This window comes from Bacillus cereus group sp. BceL220 (genome assembly GCF_051776965.1).
Taxonomy (GTDB): Bacteria; Bacillota; Bacilli; order Bacillales; family Bacillaceae_G; genus Bacillus_A; species Bacillus_A cereus.
Genome location: NZ_JBPWBC010000003.1, coordinates 112,811 through 130,781, shown reverse-complemented (window position 1 = coordinate 130,781; position 17,971 = coordinate 112,811). Strand labels below are relative to the sequence as shown.

The following is a 17,971-nucleotide window of genomic DNA, read 5'->3' as shown; positions in this document are numbered from 1 at the left end:
ATTACTCTCCTTTTGTGCTCTCTAAAAATGTTACTGCACGATGTAAACTATCTTCAAGTTCTGCCTTTACACGTTGCATTTGCTCCATTTTTTCGTCTAACGTTTGCACTTGTTTTTCAAGCATATCTTTAATTTCTTGAATCACTTCACGATCACGAGGGTTCTCGCTATTTCTTCTTTGCTCCATTCTTTCTTTTAGTGATAAGAAATGCTGCATTTCTTGAAGTGTGATTCCTAGCACTTCTTTCGCTTCTACAATTCTTTTAATTCTGGCAATATCCTCATCCGTATACAGACGAATATTCCCCTCACTACGTTCTGGGGGATGAATTAAACCAATTTCCTCATAATAACGAAGTGTACGTTTTGTTAAACCGACTTGCTTTGTTACTTCATCAATTTTATACATGTTTATTCCTCCCTTCACTTGATTATTACATTTTACGTTAACGTTAACTTTTCTGCAACTGTTAGACTTTTGTAAATGTTTATCATATTCAATTGTATTTTCCCTAAAGCAGTTTCATAATGAAAGAAAAGAGATAATAAGGAGAATTTCACATGAGTAAACCACTTATTTTCGCTCACCGCGGAGTAAAAGGTACACATCCCGAAAATACGATGATTGCCTTCCAAGAAGCAGAACGCATTGGCGCTCACGGAATTGAACTCGATGTCCACTTATCAAAAGATGGTGAACTTGTCGTAATTCACGATGAAACCGTCGATCGTACAACAAATGGCGTTGGACTTGTTTCGGAAAAAACGGTAGAGGAACTACAATCATTGGACGCTGGTAGCTATAAAGACCCTTCTTTCCATGAAGCAAAAATCCCAACGTTGCGTGAGATTTTCATTTGGCTTTCCACAACGAACTTACAACTAAATATTGAATTAAAGACAGATGTTATTCATTACCCAAATATTGAGGAAAAAGCTGTTGCACTTGTGCGCGAATATCATCTTTCTAATCAAATTGTATTTTCATCATTTAACCATGACTCTGTTTCATTATTAGCAGAAATTGCTCCTGAAATCCCAAGAGCAATTTTATATGATACACCGATTGCTGATCCAATTGCCGAAGCAAAACAGAGAAAAGCAAGTGGATTACATCCAAACTTCCAGCTATTAACGAAAGAATTTGTGCAATTAGCACAAGAGCAAGGATATGTTTTCCGTCCATATACAATTAACGAATACAAAGATTTACAAACTATGATTGATTATGGTGTAGATGTCATCATTACCGATTGGCCAGCACGTGCCTTTGAGCTCCTTTCTTAATGGAAGGAGCTTTTTATTTTCGAAATTTCATTGTTTAAAATAAATGAAAACCCTCAATACTAATACAATAACGCTTGTATTAATGAGGGGCTGAAAAAAGATGGATCAAACTATGAATCCAAAACTTAAAAAATATAAACGTCTTTTCTTCACCGCAATGTTTTCTTGCGTCCTTTTCTTCGTTTTTTCTTTTTTTGTTATTATTATAGTTGCAAAAATTATGGGACCTCCTCCTGTTGCGGTCCCACAAACAAGCGTCTTTTACGCAAACGATGATACTGTTATTGGACAAAGTAATGAAATTCAAAAACGTTACAATGTCTCTCTTAATGAAATTTCACCTTATGTAAAAGAAGCGACCCTTTCTATTGAAGATCAAAGATTTTATAAACATCACGGCTTCGATGTGAAACGGATTGCAGGTGCAATTGTTGCTGATTTAAAAGCGATGGCAAAGGTACAAGGAGCTAGTACAATTACACAACAATACGCGCGTAATCTGTATTTAGATCATGATAAAACGTGGAAACGGAAATTATTAGAGGCAATGTACACTGTCCGCCTTGAAGTAAACTATAATAAAAATCATATTTTAGAAGGATATTTAAATACAATTTATTACGGACATGGCGCTTATGGAATCGAAGCTGCGTCCCGTCTATATTTCGATAAAACAGCAAAAGATTTAACATTAGCAGAAGCTAGTATGCTCGCAGGTATCCCGAAAGGGCCAAGTGTCTATTCTCCCTTTTTGAAAGAGGATCGTGCTAAAGGACGACAAGCTCTCATATTAGATGAAATGGTCGAACAAGGATATATTACGAAGCAACAAGCAGCCTTAGCGAAGAAAGAGCCACTAACTTTTGCCTCATTAGATACGAAAAAAGTAGCAGAGGTCGCACCATATTTCCAAGATGCTGTACAAGCTTCGCTTCTTCGTGATGTTGGATTAGACGAACAAGCTTTACAACGGGGTGGCTTGCGAATTTATACAACGCTAGACCCTAAACTACAAGCTGTAGCAGAGCAAGCTGTAAAAGATCATATACCTGACACAACAAACATACAAACTGCTCTCGTCTCTATGAATCCAACGACAGGTGAAGTGGCTGCTCTTGTTGGCGGAACTGATTATACTACGAGTCAATTTAACAGGGCTACACAAGCCGTTCGTCAGCCTGGTTCTACATTTAAGCCATTTCTATATTATGCAGCATTAGAACGAGGATTCACGCCTGCTACGCGCTTAAAAAGCGAATATACTGTATTTACTTTAGGTGACGGCGTTTCAAAGTATAAACCAAAAAACTATAAAGATTATTATGCAGATGATTTTGTAACGATGGCACAAGCTCTCGCAGTCTCTGATAACATATATGCTGTAAAAACGAATTTATTTTTAGGAGATGACGCACTCGCAAAAACAGCAAAACAATTTGGAATTACAAGTGCATTAAAAGATGTGCCTTCTCTAGCTCTCGGCACATCACCCGTAAAACCAATTGAAATGGTTAACGCTTATAGCATGTTCGCAAACGGTGGAAAAGAAGTAAAACCTACTTTCATTCGCCGCATTATGGATCATGAAGGAAATATATTATACGATGCTCATTTAGAGAGTAAACAAGTTCTCGACAAGAGCAAAGCGTTTGTAATGGAAGAAATGATGACCGGTATGTTTAATAAGAAACTAAGCAGTTATGCTGCTGTAACTGGCCAATCGATGTTATCAAAATTATCAAGAACATATGCCGGAAAATCTGGTTCTACTGAAACGGATAGTTGGATGATCGGATTTACTCCGCAAATCGTAACAGGTGTATGGGTCGGGTATGATCAACCTAAATCTATTTCAAACGTAGCAGAACAAGGATATGCGAAGAAAATATGGACTGATACGATGGAGAAAGGCTTAGATGGACAGCCCAAAAAAGAATTTAAACAACCAGGTGACGTCGTAGCGGTTAATATCAACCCAGAGAACGGTAAAATTGCTACAAAAAATTGTCCTATTTCTGTGAAAATGTATTTCGCTAAAGGTACCGAACCGACTGAATATTGTATGGATCACGTCGATGATAAAGAAGAATTTGAAAAAACGACTGAAGAAAAGAAAAAAACAAGTTGGTGGAAAAAATATCTTCCTTGGTAAAAAAAATAGCTGACGGGCATCCGTCAGCTATTTTTTATTCACTTAATAATGCAAGGCGCAATTCTTCACTAGATTCGTTCCAAATCGCTTCATTATGTTCTTTCAAGAACGTACCAAGTACTTTTTTAGATGATTCATCCATATGGTCAACCATAATGTGACGCTTCATTGATTTATCCATTTTGTTTACGTGTTCTGGAAGTGATTTATATCCGCGACGAATTTCACGGTCTACTGTCATTTCACAAGCTGTTACACCTGCGTAATAAGCACCAGTTGCAGTTCTTTCAATCGTTACCCAAACAAGCCAAAATGGTTTTCCGTTTGGAACTTCATCTTTATTTGTTAAAAACTTAATACCTTTTTCTACTGTACTACGCGCATGCATCGCACCGATATCAACGAATGCAGTTTTCTCTAGTACATCAACAAATACAGGTGAAATGTTTTCTAGGCTTAATGCCCCAACACCAAATCCACCATGTCCATCTGTTGAATCATTTTTCACGATATTAAAACCGATTTTTTTCTTTTTCTCTGTCATATGTAAAATCCTCCTCACTTAAAAATTATAAAAGGCCAAAAATAGGCGCAATGATACTTTGTAAAAACATTAATACATGCGGAATAACTACCTGGAAAATAGGTTGAATTGTGTAATTACTAAGCGGTGTAATAACGAGAATTAATAACGCAATCGCTCCATATTTTTCATACTGTGTCATTTTCGCGCGAATATTTGCTGGTGCTAAATCTTCCACTACACGATACCCATCAAGTGGCGGGATCGGTAATAAATTAAATACAAGTAAAACAATATTTAACATAATAAAGAGCTCAAAAAACTTTCCTAATGTTTCAGCTACTGCAACTGGAACTGCATCTAACACTCCAAATACTGCTAAGCTATACAAAATAATTAAACCAATTGCACTTAAAATTAAGTTACTAATCGGCCCTGCAATTGAAACTAATATGCCTGCAAGACGCGGTCTTTTAAAGTTATATGGGTTAACAGGAACCGGTCTTGCCCAACCGAATCCAAGAATTAATACTGCAATCAAACCGATAGGGTCTAAATGAGCCATCGGTGATAGCGTTAAACGACCTTGTCTCTTTGCTGTATCGTCCCCAAATTTATATGCAACATATGCATGTGCAAATTCATGAACGGATAATGCAATAATAATCGCCATTGCTACCAACGGAATTTCGTGCAATGGATATCTAAATAACTGATCCATACTTCATCTCCTCTTCCATATGTCAAAAAAAGAAATTATTTGTTTTTTCGATTGTTCTTCCCCATAATCCGCTATAATAAGAGTGTAACTTACATAAAAGGAGCGATTGTACATGCCATACGTAACAGTGAAAATGCTAGAAGGACGCACAGAAGAACAAAAGAAAGCTCTTGCTGAGAAAGTAACAGCAGCAGTAAGCGAAACAACTGGTGCTCCTGAAGAAAACATCGTTGTTTTCATCGAAGAAATGTCTAAGAATCATTATGCAGTTGGCGGAAAACGCTTAAGCGACAAATAATTTCAAGTTTTTCATAAGAAGCAGCCACTAGCTGCTTCTTATTTCTTTCCTTCTAACAACTCAATAATTCTCTCTTTATATTTTCCTTTTCTTCCATCTTCATAGATTAAATCATGTGGATAGAATAGCTTTTGGTCCGTTCTTTTCTTACCTGTAATCGCCTCAACAATATCCGATTCACGTGAAAGCTCTCTAAGCTCTCCGTTTGGCATAAGAAGTAGGATTGGCAAACGCTCTTCTTCTTCTCCTGCACGATAAAAGTCATACGGTAAGTCTGATGTTGAATCAACTACTAAATAATACTCCGGATCAAGTCCAATCTTTTTAAATAAACTACTTAATTCCATCCAATTATCTAAACCGTGTTTATCTGTAAACTCTACATATTTAAATAGATTTCGATTCATAAAACGGCGGCATAGATCGCTTAAAATTGGATCTTCTTCTTCCTGCCATACTTGGAAGTAGTAATACATAACGTTCTCGTCTAACTTTAAATAATCCTCTACTGTTACTTCTTCTTCAAATAAAGAATAGAAATGAACAGGATGATTTTTAAATGTATAATACTTCTCGTGCAATGATTTAGCACGGTGTAAAATCTTCGTTAAAATAACTTCTGCACTTCGCGTTACCGGATGGAAATATACTTGCCAATACATTTGATAACGACTCATAATGTAATGCTCAACAGCATGCATACCACTATTTTTAATGACTACTTGATCCCCATACGGGCGCATTACACGCAGTATACGTTCCATATCGAAGTTTCCATACTTTACGCCTGTAAAATAAGCATCTCTTAATAAATAATCCATACGATCCGCATCAATTTGGCTCGAAATCATACTAATTGCTAATTTATTAGTAGACGTTTTTGCAATTACATCTGCTACCTTTTGTGGAAACTCCTTATCAACACGACTTAATACATCATTAATCTCCGTATTGCCAACAATAATCTTTTGCGTAAATTTCTCATGATCTAATGAAAATACTTTTTCAAACGAGTGAGAAAATGGGCCGTGACCGACATCATGAAGTAATGCCGCACATAAACATAACAATCTATCTTCAGCATTCCAATTTGGTCTGCCATCAAACACATCATCAATCATACGACGAATAATTTCGTATACACCTAACGAATGAGTAAAGCGACTATGCTCTGCACCGTGAAATGTAAAAAATGTCGTTCCAAGCTGCTTAATACGGCGCAAGCGTTGAAATTCTTTCGTTCCGATTAAATCCCAAATAACACGATCACGCACGTGCACATATTTATGTACTGGGTCTTTAAACACTTTTGTTTCGCTGAGTTTGTCGTTTAAATATACCACTTTTCGACATCCCCCTTTCTTTACTACATTCTTACTTTATATTATAAACGAAATGAGAAACAGAAAGAAATGAAAGACTGTATTAATTACCTTTATAAAAAGAAAAAATCACCTTTACCGAAGTAAAAGTGATTTCCTTTATACATTATTTACCTAAAACGAATTCAGCAACTTCGTCTAAGATCATATCTTTCCCTAATGGGAAGTAACCTTTGTTTAAGTCTTCATTTTTAATTGTGAATACGTGGTTGTTTTTAACAGCGTTCATGTTTTTCCAAATTGATTCTTCTTGGAATTCTTTTAAGCGCTGAGAACCGTCACCAGTTGTAAATACGAATAAGTAATCTGGGTTGTAATCGATTAAAGCTTCTTTTTGTACTTGTACTAGTGGTTTATCAGTTGGTGTACCTTTAACTGCTGGTAGTTTTAAATCATTAAAGATTACGCTACCGTAACCGTAGTCACCGTATACGCGGAAAGCATTTGGATACGCAGCCATTTTCATGAATGTTGCTTCACCAGTTTTAGCGACGATTTTGTCATGTAATTTGCTTGCTTTTTCATCATACTTTTTGAACCATTCTTTTGTTTCTTTTTCTTTACCGAAGATTTGACCTACTTCTTCGAATTTTGGACGCCATTGATCTAATGGAGTGTTTAACATAACTGTTGGTGCAATTTTAGATAATTGATCATAAATCTTTTCTTGACGATTATTTACAAGAATTAAATCTGGTTTTGCAGCAGCTACTGCTTCGATGTTAATTTTATCGCCCCAAGCAGAACCAACTGGTTTAACGTCTTTTAGTTTCTTTTCAATATGTGCATCAATTTTTTCTTGAGATGTATTAGCAGTAATAACCGGTTTCATACCGAAAATTAATAATTCTTCTGTTGAACCACTAAGGTCAGCAATTTTCTTTGGGTTTGCAGGAATTTTAATTTCCCCTTTTGCATGTTTTACAGTGCGCTCTTCAGTCTTTGCATCTGCTTTCTTTTCTTCTTCTTTGTTAGAACAAGCAGCAAATAGTACAGAAGTCACAACTAATACCATTGCTAATAGTGCCATTTTAAAATTCTTCATGTTCCCACTCCTTCTAGCTGTATTTATCTTATAAGTTGCAATGAACTATAAGAAACGAAGATAACAATTAATCAATATATTTTTATTAATTGTTGTTAATACCCCATTCTAACGGGCGTTCAACTTCCCATTCTTATATAAGAAGCTCAACGTCCATTAGAAGTCCCCCCTCTTCACGAGGGGGTTCTACTTAAGCTTTTTTACGCAATTGATTACTAATCATCGCTAAATCATATGTTAAGCAAATTGGCTTACAGTTTACTGGACATGGAACGATTTGAGCTTCAATCTCAAATACGTTACGAAGTGTTTCACTTGTCATAACTTCATCTGGTGTTCCTTGTTTCATTAACTTACCTGCTTTTAATGCAATCATATGATCTGAGAAACGAGAAGCGTGGTTTAAGTCATGGATAACCATAACAATCGTTCTACCTTCTTCTTCATTTAACTTTTTCAATAAGTTTAATACTTCTAATTGATGAGCCATATCTAAGTACGTTGTTGGTTCATCCAATACAAGTAATTCTGTTCCTTGTGCAAGAGCCATTGCAATCCAAACACGTTGACGTTGACCACCAGATAGCGCTTCTGCTGGACGATTCGTAAATTCTTTCATTCCTGTCACTTCAAGTGCCCAGTTAATGTAGCGATAATCCTCTTCTTTCAACGTGCCAAACCCTTTTTGATGAGGGAATCTTCCGTATGACACAAGCTCAAATACAGTAAGACCCGTTGGTACTTCTGCAGTTTGTGGTAAAATCGCCATTTTCTTTGCAATTTCTTTCGTTGGCTGTTTCTCAATTGCTTTTCCGTCAAGATAAACAGTACCTTGTTTTGCCTTCAAAATACGAGACGCCGTTTTTAATAATGTGGACTTCCCACAACCATTTGGCCCAATAATTGTTGTAATTTTCCCTTCCGGAATTTCAACTGTTAATCCATCAATAATTAAACCTTCATTATAGCCAACAGATACCGCATCAACCGCTAAAGTTGCCATACGAAAAGCCTCCCTTTATTTTGTCCTCATAAGTAAATAAATGAAATACGGTGCACCAATTACAGAAATAACAAGACCGACTGGTATTTCTGAAGTTGTTAGTACACTTCTTGAAATTACGTCTGCGAATAAAAGTAAAAACGTTCCTATTAGCGCAGCTGTGGGCAACATGATTTGATGTTTGCCACCAACAAGGCGCCTTGCTAAATGCGGGGCCATTAAACCGATAAAGCCAATTCCACCGGCAACAGCAACAGATGCACCCGCTAAACAAACTGCAATAAATAATAATTTACGTCTTTCTTTTTCTACATTTACACCAAGGCCAACTGCTGTAGAATCGCCTAGGTTCATTACATTTAATATGTGTGCTTTACTTATAGCAAGCGGTAAGAAAATAACCATCCATGGAAGTACACTTAATACGAATTTCCAATCTGTACCCCACAGACTTCCCGCCAGCCAAATCGTAGCAAAACGAAAATCGTTAGATGTCATCTTCATAGAGAAAATTAAACTAACAGCTCCAAATCCAGCTGCAACGGCAATACCGACTAGTATTAATCGAGTCGATGAAACGCCGTCTTTCCATGCTAATAAATAAATAATTACCGCTGCTAATATCGCTCCAACTAGTGCGAAAAATGGAAGAATGAATACAGATAAAAATGTACCAGTCCCTACTTTCCCGAAGAAGAAGTAGACGAATATAACAACTGTTAATCCCGCTCCAGCATTAATCCCTATAATACCTGGATCAGCAAGTGGATTTCGTGATAAACCTTGCAAAATCGCACCTGACATAGCTAAAGCAGATCCGACTAGTATAGCAATTACCATACGCGGCATACGGAATTCAAATAAAATAACAGACTGATCTTCAGCCCCTAGTCCAACCAATGACTTTAATACGTCCATTGGGGGTATTTTAAAAGTTCCTGTATTTAAACTAATAAGAAATATAGAAACGATTAGTCCTACTAAAATCGTTAATATAGAAATGTTCTTTTTTGTTAAGACACTCGTCCTCACATCTTTCCTCTCCCTTCATTACGTGCTAAGTAGAGGAAGAATGGAACCCCAATTAGCGCTGTAATTGCTCCAATTGGCGTTTCAAATGGCGGGTTAATAACGCGAGATAACATATCTGCACATTCAATTAACAGCCCGCCTAAGACCGCAGAACATGGAATAACCCATCTATAGTCCGAGCCTACAAGGAAACGAGTCATATGCGGGATTACAAGACCAACAAACCCTACTGATCCTGCCATGGAAACTGCGGAACCCGTTAAAACAAGAACAAGTACTGTTCCGATAAATTTAATTAATGTCGTATTTTGACCAAGTCCAATTGCAATTTCTTCACCGAAGCTCAAAATTGTAATATATCTCGACATCATAATTGCGATAAAAAGACAAACAAGGCCAATTGGCACTAACATATTAATACTTTGCCATTTCACTCCAGCAACTCCGCCTGCATTCCACATGCTCACCTCTTGGGCAAGATTAAAATACAATGCGATTCCAGATGAAATTGCCCCTAATAAAGCACTAATAGCTGCACCTGCTAAAGCTAATTTCACAGGTGTTAATCCACCTGGTGAAGAAGACCCAATTCCATATACAATGCTTGCACCAAACGCAGCTCCAATAAAAGATGCGATAACAAACATTAAATAAGGTGAATTAGGGAAAAATGCATACATAATTGCAATTCCAAATACAGCCCCATCTGTAATTCCCATTAACGATGGTGAAGCAAGTGGATTTCGCGTCATGCCTTGCATAATTGCTCCTGATACCGCTAAAAAGGCACCTGCAACTACGCCCCCTATTGCTCTAGGCATGCGAAGCTCTTGAATTACGTTATGATGTGTAATAGATCCATCAAACTGAAATACAGCTTGCCATACAGTCTTTAAACTAATATCTGCAGCCCCAAAAGAAATAGAAACTGCCATGCTTAAAGCTAACAAAACTGTACCCGCTACTAAAATAATAGAAGCGATGAGCGGTCTGCTCTTAATCTCTTTAACATTCTCTTCTTGCTGTTCTATACTGCTTGCGCTCGCTTCCATCCCTCAACCATCCTAACCAACAACATATATTTATTAAAATGAAATTTATTCTCAAATAGTAATAAAAAAATTAGGTGAATTGTTATTTTCCTGATAATGATTCTCAGAATCAGACACTTCTATTCTACCTATCGCTTTAAAAGACTGTCAACCATTATTTTGAAATATAAATTTATATAAATTGGAACTTTAATACAAAAGTTATATCCATCCTTTAGAAAACGTTCGTCCACACAAGAGTACTTTCGCAGAATAAATCTTTCCTCTTATGGGCATAAAAAAAGAAGAGTAATCTTTTCACTCTTCTTTTTCTTACTTATTTAACTTTGCTTCAATTTTTACGATTAACTCATCTTCTGTTGGAGCCGCAACTGGACGGTTATTTACAAATGCGAATGATTTTTTACGACCAGGACCACAGTAAGACTGACATCCAACTTCAATCGTTGCACATGAATCTACTTTTTTTAACTTCGGAACTAACGTTTTAACGTTCGTTGCCTGACAGTCATCGCACACGCGAAATTCGTTTCCCATTATATAACACTTCCTCTATTTTAAACTTTTCTCAAGTTCGTTTAAAAATAAACACTAAATGGTATTTTACCGCTCTTTGAAGCTCGTTGCAAGTTTCCCTACAAAGCCTATTCTCTACATAATGCTACATATTTATATGCTCTCCTACAGAAGCGCTCACCATTCATGGGAAAATTTTTACCTTTCATCGAAATCTACCATATTTTTAAAAGCTTTGTATAAAAGTTTATTTTTTTGCCCATTATAAAAATAGGAAGTTCATAAAAAGAAAGGGAGTTGAATCTATGAAAGTAAGACAAGATGCTTGGACAGATGAGGATGATTTATTACTTGCTGAAACGGTACTTCGTCATGTTCGAGAAGGAAGTACGCAATTAAATGCATTTGAGGAAGTAGGAGATCAGTTAAATCGTACATCTGCTGCTTGTGGTTTCCGCTGGAATGCTGTCGTTCGCTATAGCTATGAACAAGCTCTTCAACTAGCAAAAAAACATCGTAAAGATAAAATGCGTGCTGCAAGCGGTGAACAAGCGAAAAAACGTTTACTTTATACACCACCAGCTTCAGATTCGATAACTGATTATGAAGAATTAGTACAAGAGGAATCAATCGTACAATATAAAGAAGCTATTCCATATCAAGAATCTACTGCTCCTGCTGCAAGAAGCTCTATGACAATGCAAGATGTTATTTATTTTTTACAAACAGTCGGATCTTCAAATATAAAAGTGACAGCTCTTGAAAACGAGAATACGAGATTGAAACAAGAAATTAAAGCACAAATCCTTCGGAATGAGGAACTAGAAAAGAAACTAGAAAAGTTAGAAAAGCAATCTCATACTGTACAAGAAGATTACGAAACACTTATGAACATTATGAACCGAGCTCGTAAATTGGCAGTCATGGATGACGAAGAACGTTCTCAAACATCTTTCCGAATGGACCGAAACGGTAATTTAGAAAAAATTGCAGAATAAAAAGGATGCATGTAATGCATCCTTTTTATTATTTCACCTTTAAGCTCCCCCTTTATATGTGAGAAAACTCCATTCTTCATTTTTTGCTATAATAGAGATTGTCATTTTAAAGATAAGGGGTTAGTTATATGAGCAATTCCCGTTCCATTTTATCTCAGCCAGAGTGGCGCATTGTAGATCAGTCTAGTTTGGGACCAACATTCCACGCACTTCAGTCATTCGCAATGGATGACACATTATGCACAAGCATTGGAAATGGCAAGTCAGCCGCAACAATGCGTTCTTGGGTTCATCACAATACAATTGTCCTTGGCATTCAAGATTCACGCCTTCCGCATTTAGAAGAAGGTATTTCTTTTTTAAAACAACACAACTTCAATGTTATTGTTCGTAATTCTGGCGGGCTTGCAGTCGTGCTTGATGAAGGTGTTTTAAACGTATCACTTTTATTCCAAGAAACAGAAAAAGGTATCGATATTGATCTTGGATACGATACGATGTGGCATTTAATTAAGGAGATGTTAAAGGATTACAACGTTACTATCGAGGCAAAAGAAATTGTTGGCTCTTACTGTCCTGGTAGTTATGACTTAAGTATTCGCGATCAAAAATTCGCTGGTATTTCACAACGTCGTATTCGCGGCGGTGTCGCTGTCCAAATTTATCTCTGTGCTACCGGAAGTGGCTCTGAGCGTGCCGCACTCGTTCGTGATTTCTACAACCTAGCAATTCAAGGAAAAGAAACACGCTTTACGTACCCTGAAATTGTACCAAGTACGATGGCCTCACTCTCAGAATTACTTGGCGAAACCATTACAGTACAAGATTTAATGATGCGTCTTTTAAAAACATTGCAGCAATTCGCTCCAAAGTTAACACCATCTCAATTAACAATAGATGAGATTCCTTTATATGAGACGAATTTACAACGTATTATTGATCGTAATAATAAAGCACTTGGCTTAGAAAAATAAAAATGACCACCCTAAGGGTGGTCATTTTCCATACTAATTCATTTTAGAATTAAAGTGCTTGAGCTGCTGTAATTAAAGCTAACTTGTACACTTCTTCTTCGTTACATCCACGAGACAGGTCATTTACAGGCATGTTTAAACCTTGTAAGATTGGTCCTACTGCTTCGAAGTTACCTAAACGTTGAGCGATTTTGTAGCCGATATTACCAGCTTCTAAGCTTGGGAATACGAATACGTTAGCATCACCTTTAATTGTAGAACCTGGAGCTTTTTTCTCAGCTACAGATGGTACGAATGCAGCATCGAATTGGAATTCTCCATCTAAAGTTAACTCAGGAGCCATTTCTTTTGCAATGCGAGTTGCTTCTACAACTTTTTCTGTTTCTGGAGATTTCGCAGAACCTTTTGTAGAGAAGCTTAACATAGCAACACGTGGATCAATGCCGAATAACTCAGCAGTTTTCGCACTTTCGATACCGATTTCAGCTAAATCTTGGCTGTTTGGTGCAATGTTAATTGCGCAATCAGCGAATACATATTTCTCTTCTTCACGTACCATGATGAATACGCCAGAAGTTTTTGTAACGCCTGGTTTTGTTTTAATAATTTGAAGTGCCGGACGAACTGTATCAGCTGTAGAGTGAGCTGCACCACTTACTAAACCGTGTGCTTTGCCCATGTATACAAGCATTGTACCGAAGTAGTTTTCGTCTTTAAGGATTTTGCGAGCGTCTTCTTCAGTTGCTTTACCTTTACGGCGTTCAACGAAAGATGCTACCATTGCATCCATTTCTTCGTATGTAGCTGGGTCGTAAATATCAACGCCTGCTAATGTTAAATTCATGCTAGCAGCTTTTGCGCCAATTTCTTCCTTATTACCAACTAAGATTGGTTTTACTAACTCTTCTTTTGCTAAACGCTCTGCAGCGCCTAAAATTCTTTCATCAGTTCCTTCAGGAAGTACGATAGAAATGCCTTTTCCTTGAACTTTTTCTTTTACTGTTGTAAATAAGTTGCTCACGAATAAACCCTCCTACATATGTTAAAAAACTCTATCTTTAAGAATACTGCTTTTCTTCTATATTTTAAACTTATAGCTCCCAAAAAATAGATAAAATAAAAATGATTATATTTTCATAAAATTCAGCCGTTAAATTCACCTCGCTTAAACACTTAAATGTGACAATTTTATGCGCCAAGGTTTTATATAGATGATTTTAAAACTATATATGCTATAGTTAACGTGTAAAACTATCATTAACTGAGGTGAATAGAATGAGTGAAGCAACAACAACGTTAGATGGCTGGTATTGTTTACATGATTTACGTTCTATTGATTGGGCTGCATGGAAAACATTATCTAGCGACGAACGCGGACAAGCAGTGTCTGAATTTTTAAATGTCGTTGAAAAATGGAACGAAGTAGCTACTGCGAAAAAAGGTAGTCACGCAATGTATACAGTTGTTGGTCAAAAAGCTGATATTATGCTTATGATTTTACGTCCAACAATGGAAGAGTTAAATGAAATTGAGACAGAATTGAATAAAACAACATTAGCTGAATATATGGTTCCTGCATATTCTTACGTATCTGTTGTTGAACTAAGCAACTACCTTCCAGCTGATGAAGATCCATATCAAAATCCACAAATTTTAGCTCGCTTATATCCTGAATTACCGAAAGCAAATCATATTTGCTTCTATCCAATGGATAAGCGTCGCCAAGGTGATGACAACTGGTACATGCTTCCTATGGAAGAGCGTAAAAAAATGATGTACAGTCACAGCAAGATTGGTCGCCAATACGCAGGGAAAGTACGCCAAGTTATTTCAGGATCTGTTGGATTCGATGATTTCGAGTGGGGCGTAACATTATTCGCTGACGATGTTCTTCAATTTAAGAAACTTATATATGAAATGCGATTTGATGAAGTAAGTGCTCGTTATGGTGAATTCGGAACATTCTTCGTTGGAAACATCTTACCAGACGAAAAAGTAGAGAAATTTTTATACATATAATATTGAAAAAGGGACGAAATTCGTTCCTTTTTTTATTTCCCTCTATATTTCTCCTCAAAAAAATCCTTTTTCCCGCAAATTCGAACAAAAACCGACAAATCCCTTACAAAATTGTAACTTTTCTATATCCAAATTCATGCTAAAATGGTACGAGCTATATGCTAATAACGATGCGAAGGTGATAATTTATATGAAGAAAATCTTGTCTATTTTACTAGCACTTCTATTGTCAATTTCTTCCTTAGGAGTAACAACATCCCATGCGGAAGAAAAAATACAAATAGAAGCTGCTGCTGCACTTCTATTTGATGCAGATACAGGGAAAATACTGCATGAACAAAACCCAGACGAACTGCTAGCTATTGCTAGTATGTCAAAATTAATTGTTGTTTACGCTGTTTTAGAAGCAATTAAAGAAGGGAAAATTACTTGGGATACGAAAGTAAATATTTCCGATTACGCTTATGAAGTCTCACGTAATAATGAATTCTCTAACGTACCATTTGAGAAAGGACGTCAATATACTGTAAAAGAATTATATCATTCTATTGTTATCTTCTCTGCAAACGGGTCTAGTATTGCTTTAGCAGAGCTACTTGCAGGAAGTGAGAAAAACTTCTTAAATCTTGCAAATGAACATGCAAAAAAACTAGGGTTAAAGAAATATAAATTTGTAAACGCTACTGGTTTAAATAACGCTGACTTAAAAGGGAAACATCCCGAGGGTACTGATCCAAATGCAGAAAACTCTATGTCAGCTCGCGATATGGGTATACTTTCAAAAGTAATGATTACAAAGTATCCAGAAATGCTAGAGGATACAAAACAAAGATTTAGAAACTTCCCAGACAATCATCCAAAACCAATTCGTATGGAAAACTGGAACTGGATGTTACCAGGAGCTGCCTTCGCTTATGAAGGTACTGATGGTTTAAAAACAGGAAGTTCTGATACAGCTGGATATGGATTTACTATTACTGCGAAACGCGGTGATTTACGTCTTATCTCGGTTATTATTAAAACGAAATCAATGGACGAGCGCTTCACAGAATCTCGTGAATTAATCGAATATGGATTTAATAACTTCGAAAAACAAAAGCTCAAGGTTGATAAAAACAACACAATCTCTGTAGTAAAAGGGAAAGAAGATCAAGTAACGGTTGCACCTGAAAAAGAAATAACAGTAATTGCGAAAAAAGGTAGCAAAGATCCTTATAAAATTGGGACTGAATTAGATAAATCTCTTGCTGAAGATGGACATTTAGTTGCTCCTGTTAAGAAAGATGCTAAAGTAGGCTCAATTACTTTAGAATCAACTGATAAATATGGTTTCTTAGACGGTAGTAAAAGTATGAAAGTTACTGCAAAAACAACAGAGGAAGTTGAAAAAGCAAATTGGTTTGTGCTAACAATGCGCTCTATTGGAGATTTCTTCTCAAACTTATGGTCTAAAGTATTTTAATGATGAAAAGCTAGCTCACGCTAGCTTTTTTTATTTTCCTCTCTCAATGTAAAACTTCGTTTGGTTGTCATATCTGAGTCCTTTTTCTCATACGTATGAACTAGTAATTGTTCCACACTTCATCTAGAAATAAACCTCTTTCCAAAAGGTATTACAAAAAGAGAGGTGACACATAATGGGTGTTATTGCTTATAACGAAGCAGATGTAAAGTTGTTAGCTAGACTGATGCGTGCTGAAGCCGAAGGAGAAGGGCAACAAGGAATGTTAATGGTCGGAAACGTTGGGGTAAATCGTGTCCGCGGAAATTGTTTAGACTTTAAAAGTATTCGTAATTTACGTCAAATGGTGTATCAAAATCCTGGTGGTTTTGAGGCAACACAAAAAGGATATTTTTATCAAAGAGCCCGTGAACAAGATATCGCCTTAGCAAGGCGAACTATTCAAGGACAACGTTTTTGGCCCGCTAACTTTGCCTTATGGTTCTTTAGACCTGAAGGTCCTTGTCCACCAACTTGGTATAACCAACAAAACTCTGGTCGCTTCAAAAAGCACTGCTTCTTCCAACCATCTGGTGAAGACTGTCCTAGCGTATATTAAGAGATGAAAATGAGGAGGGATTTTTGAATGGCACAGCAACAAAATCCGTACTATGGAACAGGTTTTTATCAACCATCTGGAACTTATGTCCAACCACAACAAATGACTCAACAACAACAGCAAGCAATGCAACAACAAACAGCTCAAGCTGCGCAAGCTCAATATGCAATTTCTCAAGGCATGTTACCTCTAGAGCAATCCTATATTGAAAATATCCTTCGTTTAAACAAAGGTAAGCAAGCTACAGTTGTAATGACTTATGAACGTGGCAGTTCCCTTGGTACACAATCTTATACAGGTATTATTGAAGCAGCCGGCCGTGACCATATCGTTATTAGTGAACCGCAATCAGGAAAACGCTATTTACTATTAATGATCTACTTAGATTACGTAGAATTTCCAGAAGAAATTACGTATTTACCTAGTCAACAAGCAACTTATACTCCAAGACCATAAAAAAAGCTGGCAAATGCCAGCTTTTGTTTTTTATAATCCTTTTACAACTGCAGTCCCTACTAGAATCCACGCCACAATAAACGCTACACCACCAAGAGGTGTAATTGGGCCAAAGAACTTAATGCCTGTCGTACTTAATGCATACAAACTACCTGAGAACATAATAATCCCAGCTACCATTAGCCAACCAGCAGTAGTTAAAAGTGATGATTGAACCTTATCCATCAATAAAGCAACTACGAATAATCCACCTGCATGAAACATCTGATATGTAACGCCTGTTTTCCAAACTTCTAACATTTTCGCAGAAATTTTATTTTCTAAACCGTGTGCTCCAAAGGCCCCTAACGCAACAGATAGCCCCGCTGCAATACAACCTAGTAAAAAGAAAATTTTCATCTTAATTCCCCTTTTTTACCTTTATCATAAGCAATTTTTTCATATAAGCCAAAC

20 protein-coding genes are annotated in these 17,971 nt (G+C 36.7%); 9 read left to right on the top strand and 11 right to left on the bottom strand.

Annotated elements, in window-relative coordinates:
• Window position 1: 1 nt before the first annotated feature.
• Entirely contained in the window at window positions 2-409 is a 408-nt protein-coding gene (locus ACS2FK_RS09750) for a MerR family transcriptional regulator (protein ID WP_000276560.1), read from the bottom strand.
• 152 nt (window positions 410-561) lie between these two features.
• On the opposite strand from ACS2FK_RS09750, the gene ACS2FK_RS09745 reads away from it, so the two are divergent.
• Window positions 562-1,287 (top strand): glycerophosphodiester phosphodiesterase, encoded by a 726-nt coding sequence (locus ACS2FK_RS09745; protein ID WP_000042783.1) that lies wholly within the window; start codon window positions 562-564, stop codon window positions 1,285-1,287.
• A 100-nt stretch (window positions 1,288-1,387) separates the two neighbouring features.
• Complete coding sequence (locus ACS2FK_RS09740; protein ID WP_000372960.1) at window positions 1,388-3,439, top strand: transglycosylase domain-containing protein; 2,052 nt, start codon at window positions 1,388-1,390, stop codon at window positions 3,437-3,439.
• Between the two features lie 34 nt (window positions 3,440-3,473).
• On the opposite strand, the gene ACS2FK_RS09735 is transcribed toward ACS2FK_RS09740, so the two are convergent.
• Complete coding sequence (locus ACS2FK_RS09735) at window positions 3,474-3,983, bottom strand: YwhD family protein (RefSeq protein ID WP_000136682.1); 510 nt, start codon at window positions 3,981-3,983, stop codon at window positions 3,474-3,476.
• Between the two features lie 25 nt (window positions 3,984-4,008).
• The gene (locus ACS2FK_RS09730) at window positions 4,009-4,683 is read right to left on the bottom strand and encodes a site-2 protease family protein (protein ID WP_000372443.1); all 675 of its coding nucleotides are present in this window, start codon (window positions 4,681-4,683) and stop codon (window positions 4,009-4,011) included.
• Between the two features lie 112 nt (window positions 4,684-4,795).
• Between ACS2FK_RS09730 and ACS2FK_RS09725 the strand changes: the two genes are divergently transcribed.
• Entirely contained in the window at window positions 4,796-4,981 is a 186-nt protein-coding gene (locus tag ACS2FK_RS09725) for a 2-hydroxymuconate tautomerase (RefSeq protein WP_001147171.1), read from the top strand.
• Window positions 4,982-5,019: 38 nt separating this feature from the next.
• Here the strand turns inward: ACS2FK_RS09725 and ACS2FK_RS09720 are convergent, their stop codons facing one another.
• The 6 genes from ACS2FK_RS09720 to ACS2FK_RS09695 form a co-directional block, all read right to left on the bottom strand.
• A complete protein-coding gene (locus ACS2FK_RS09720) occupies window positions 5,020-6,324 on the bottom strand; it encodes an HD domain-containing protein (protein ID WP_000262741.1) in 1,305 nt (434 codons plus the stop codon).
• 145 nt (window positions 6,325-6,469) lie between these two features.
• Entirely contained in the window at window positions 6,470-7,408 is a 939-nt protein-coding gene (locus ACS2FK_RS09715; RefSeq protein ID WP_000787724.1) for an ABC transporter substrate-binding protein, read from the bottom strand.
• A 190-nt stretch (window positions 7,409-7,598) separates the two neighbouring features.
• Complete coding sequence (locus tag ACS2FK_RS09710) at window positions 7,599-8,411, bottom strand: ABC transporter ATP-binding protein (RefSeq protein WP_063549187.1); 813 nt, start codon at window positions 8,409-8,411, stop codon at window positions 7,599-7,601.
• A 15-nt stretch (window positions 8,412-8,426) separates the two neighbouring features.
• Entirely contained in the window at window positions 8,427-9,443 is a 1,017-nt protein-coding gene (locus tag ACS2FK_RS09705; protein WP_001260757.1) for a FecCD family ABC transporter permease, read from the bottom strand.
• Complete coding sequence (locus ACS2FK_RS09700) at window positions 9,440-10,495, bottom strand: FecCD family ABC transporter permease (RefSeq protein ID WP_000388296.1); 1,056 nt, start codon at window positions 10,493-10,495, stop codon at window positions 9,440-9,442. The genes ACS2FK_RS09705 and ACS2FK_RS09700 overlap by 4 nt, the downstream gene beginning before the upstream one ends.
• 312 nt (window positions 10,496-10,807) lie before the next feature.
• Window positions 10,808-11,032: a DUF1450 domain-containing protein gene (locus ACS2FK_RS09695; RefSeq protein ID WP_000526079.1), complete on the bottom strand. Its 225-nt coding sequence runs from the start codon at window positions 11,030-11,032 to the stop codon at window positions 10,808-10,810.
• Between the two features lie 284 nt (window positions 11,033-11,316).
• Here ACS2FK_RS09695 and ACS2FK_RS09690 point away from each other — a divergent pair, with 284 nt between their 5' ends.
• Entirely contained in the window at window positions 11,317-12,009 is a 693-nt protein-coding gene (locus ACS2FK_RS09690; protein ID WP_000868358.1) for an RsfA family transcriptional regulator, read from the top strand.
• 128 nt (window positions 12,010-12,137) lie between these two features.
• Window positions 12,138-12,983 (top strand): lipoate--protein ligase family protein, encoded by an 846-nt coding sequence (locus ACS2FK_RS09685; RefSeq protein WP_000071945.1) that lies wholly within the window; start codon window positions 12,138-12,140, stop codon window positions 12,981-12,983.
• A gap of 49 nt (window positions 12,984-13,032) precedes the next feature.
• Here the strand turns inward: ACS2FK_RS09685 and pta are convergent, their stop codons facing one another.
• The gene (gene pta, locus ACS2FK_RS09680; protein ID WP_063549189.1) at window positions 13,033-14,004 is read right to left on the bottom strand and encodes a phosphate acetyltransferase; all 972 of its coding nucleotides are present in this window, start codon (window positions 14,002-14,004) and stop codon (window positions 13,033-13,035) included.
• 254 nt (window positions 14,005-14,258) lie between these two features.
• Between pta and hemQ the strand changes: the two genes are divergently transcribed.
• From hemQ to gerQ, 4 genes are all read left to right on the top strand, one after another.
• The gene (gene hemQ / locus ACS2FK_RS09675; protein ID WP_063549191.1) at window positions 14,259-15,002 is read left to right on the top strand and encodes a hydrogen peroxide-dependent heme synthase; all 744 of its coding nucleotides are present in this window, start codon (window positions 14,259-14,261) and stop codon (window positions 15,000-15,002) included.
• A gap of 190 nt (window positions 15,003-15,192) precedes the next feature.
• Complete coding sequence (locus tag ACS2FK_RS09670) at window positions 15,193-16,464, top strand: serine hydrolase (protein ID WP_063549193.1); 1,272 nt, start codon at window positions 15,193-15,195, stop codon at window positions 16,462-16,464.
• Window positions 16,465-16,639: 175 nt separating this feature from the next.
• Window positions 16,640-17,062: a cell wall hydrolase CwlJ gene (gene cwlJ, locus ACS2FK_RS09665; RefSeq protein WP_000538155.1), complete on the top strand. Its 423-nt coding sequence runs from the start codon at window positions 16,640-16,642 to the stop codon at window positions 17,060-17,062.
• A 27-nt stretch (window positions 17,063-17,089) separates the two neighbouring features.
• Window positions 17,090-17,518 (top strand): spore coat protein GerQ, encoded by a 429-nt coding sequence (gene gerQ, locus ACS2FK_RS09660; protein ID WP_000068652.1) that lies wholly within the window; start codon window positions 17,090-17,092, stop codon window positions 17,516-17,518.
• Between the two features lie 30 nt (window positions 17,519-17,548).
• On the opposite strand, the gene ACS2FK_RS09655 is transcribed toward gerQ, so the two are convergent.
• Window positions 17,549-17,917, bottom strand: a complete 369-nt coding sequence (locus ACS2FK_RS09655) for a DUF423 domain-containing protein (protein ID WP_000688315.1) — start codon at window positions 17,915-17,917, stop codon at window positions 17,549-17,551.
• Window positions 17,918-17,971 lie beyond the last annotated feature (54 nt).

What these genes read in the sequence shown, in the direction of transcription:
- ACS2FK_RS09740 (WP_000372960.1), top strand. Translation starts at nt 1,388, where the DNA reads ATGGATCAAACTATGAATCCAAAACTTAAAAAATATAAACGTCTTTTC.
- cwlJ (WP_000538155.1), top strand. Translation starts at nt 16,640, where the DNA reads ATGGGTGTTATTGCTTATAACGAAGCAGATGTAAAGTTGTTAGCTAGA.
- ACS2FK_RS09685 (WP_000071945.1), top strand. Translation starts at nt 12,138, where the DNA reads ATGAGCAATTCCCGTTCCATTTTATCTCAGCCAGAGTGGCGCATTGTA.
- ACS2FK_RS09695 (WP_000526079.1), bottom strand. Translation starts at nt 11,032, where the DNA reads ATGGGAAACGAATTTCGCGTGTGCGATGACTGTCAGGCAACGAACGTT.
- ACS2FK_RS09735 (WP_000136682.1), bottom strand. Translation starts at nt 3,983, where the DNA reads ATGACAGAGAAAAAGAAAAAAATCGGTTTTAATATCGTGAAAAATGAT.
- hemQ (WP_063549191.1), top strand. Translation starts at nt 14,259, where the DNA reads ATGAGTGAAGCAACAACAACGTTAGATGGCTGGTATTGTTTACATGAT.
- ACS2FK_RS09655 (WP_000688315.1), bottom strand. Translation starts at nt 17,917, where the DNA reads ATGAAAATTTTCTTTTTACTAGGTTGTATTGCAGCGGGGCTATCTGTT.
- ACS2FK_RS09710 (WP_063549187.1), bottom strand. Translation starts at nt 8,411, where the DNA reads ATGGCAACTTTAGCGGTTGATGCGGTATCTGTTGGCTATAATGAAGGT.
- ACS2FK_RS09750 (WP_000276560.1), bottom strand. Translation starts at nt 409, where the DNA reads ATGTATAAAATTGATGAAGTAACAAAGCAAGTCGGTTTAACAAAACGT.
- ACS2FK_RS09715 (WP_000787724.1), bottom strand. Translation starts at nt 7,408, where the DNA reads ATGAAGAATTTTAAAATGGCACTATTAGCAATGGTATTAGTTGTGACT.
- ACS2FK_RS09670 (WP_063549193.1), top strand. Translation starts at nt 15,193, where the DNA reads ATGAAGAAAATCTTGTCTATTTTACTAGCACTTCTATTGTCAATTTCT.
- gerQ (WP_000068652.1), top strand. Translation starts at nt 17,090, where the DNA reads ATGGCACAGCAACAAAATCCGTACTATGGAACAGGTTTTTATCAACCA.
- ACS2FK_RS09730 (WP_000372443.1), bottom strand. Translation starts at nt 4,683, where the DNA reads ATGGATCAGTTATTTAGATATCCATTGCACGAAATTCCGTTGGTAGCA.
- ACS2FK_RS09745 (WP_000042783.1), top strand. Translation starts at nt 562, where the DNA reads ATGAGTAAACCACTTATTTTCGCTCACCGCGGAGTAAAAGGTACACAT.
- ACS2FK_RS09700 (WP_000388296.1), bottom strand. Translation starts at nt 10,495, where the DNA reads ATGGAAGCGAGCGCAAGCAGTATAGAACAGCAAGAAGAGAATGTTAAA.
- ACS2FK_RS09690 (WP_000868358.1), top strand. Translation starts at nt 11,317, where the DNA reads ATGAAAGTAAGACAAGATGCTTGGACAGATGAGGATGATTTATTACTT.
- ACS2FK_RS09725 (WP_001147171.1), top strand. Translation starts at nt 4,796, where the DNA reads ATGCCATACGTAACAGTGAAAATGCTAGAAGGACGCACAGAAGAACAA.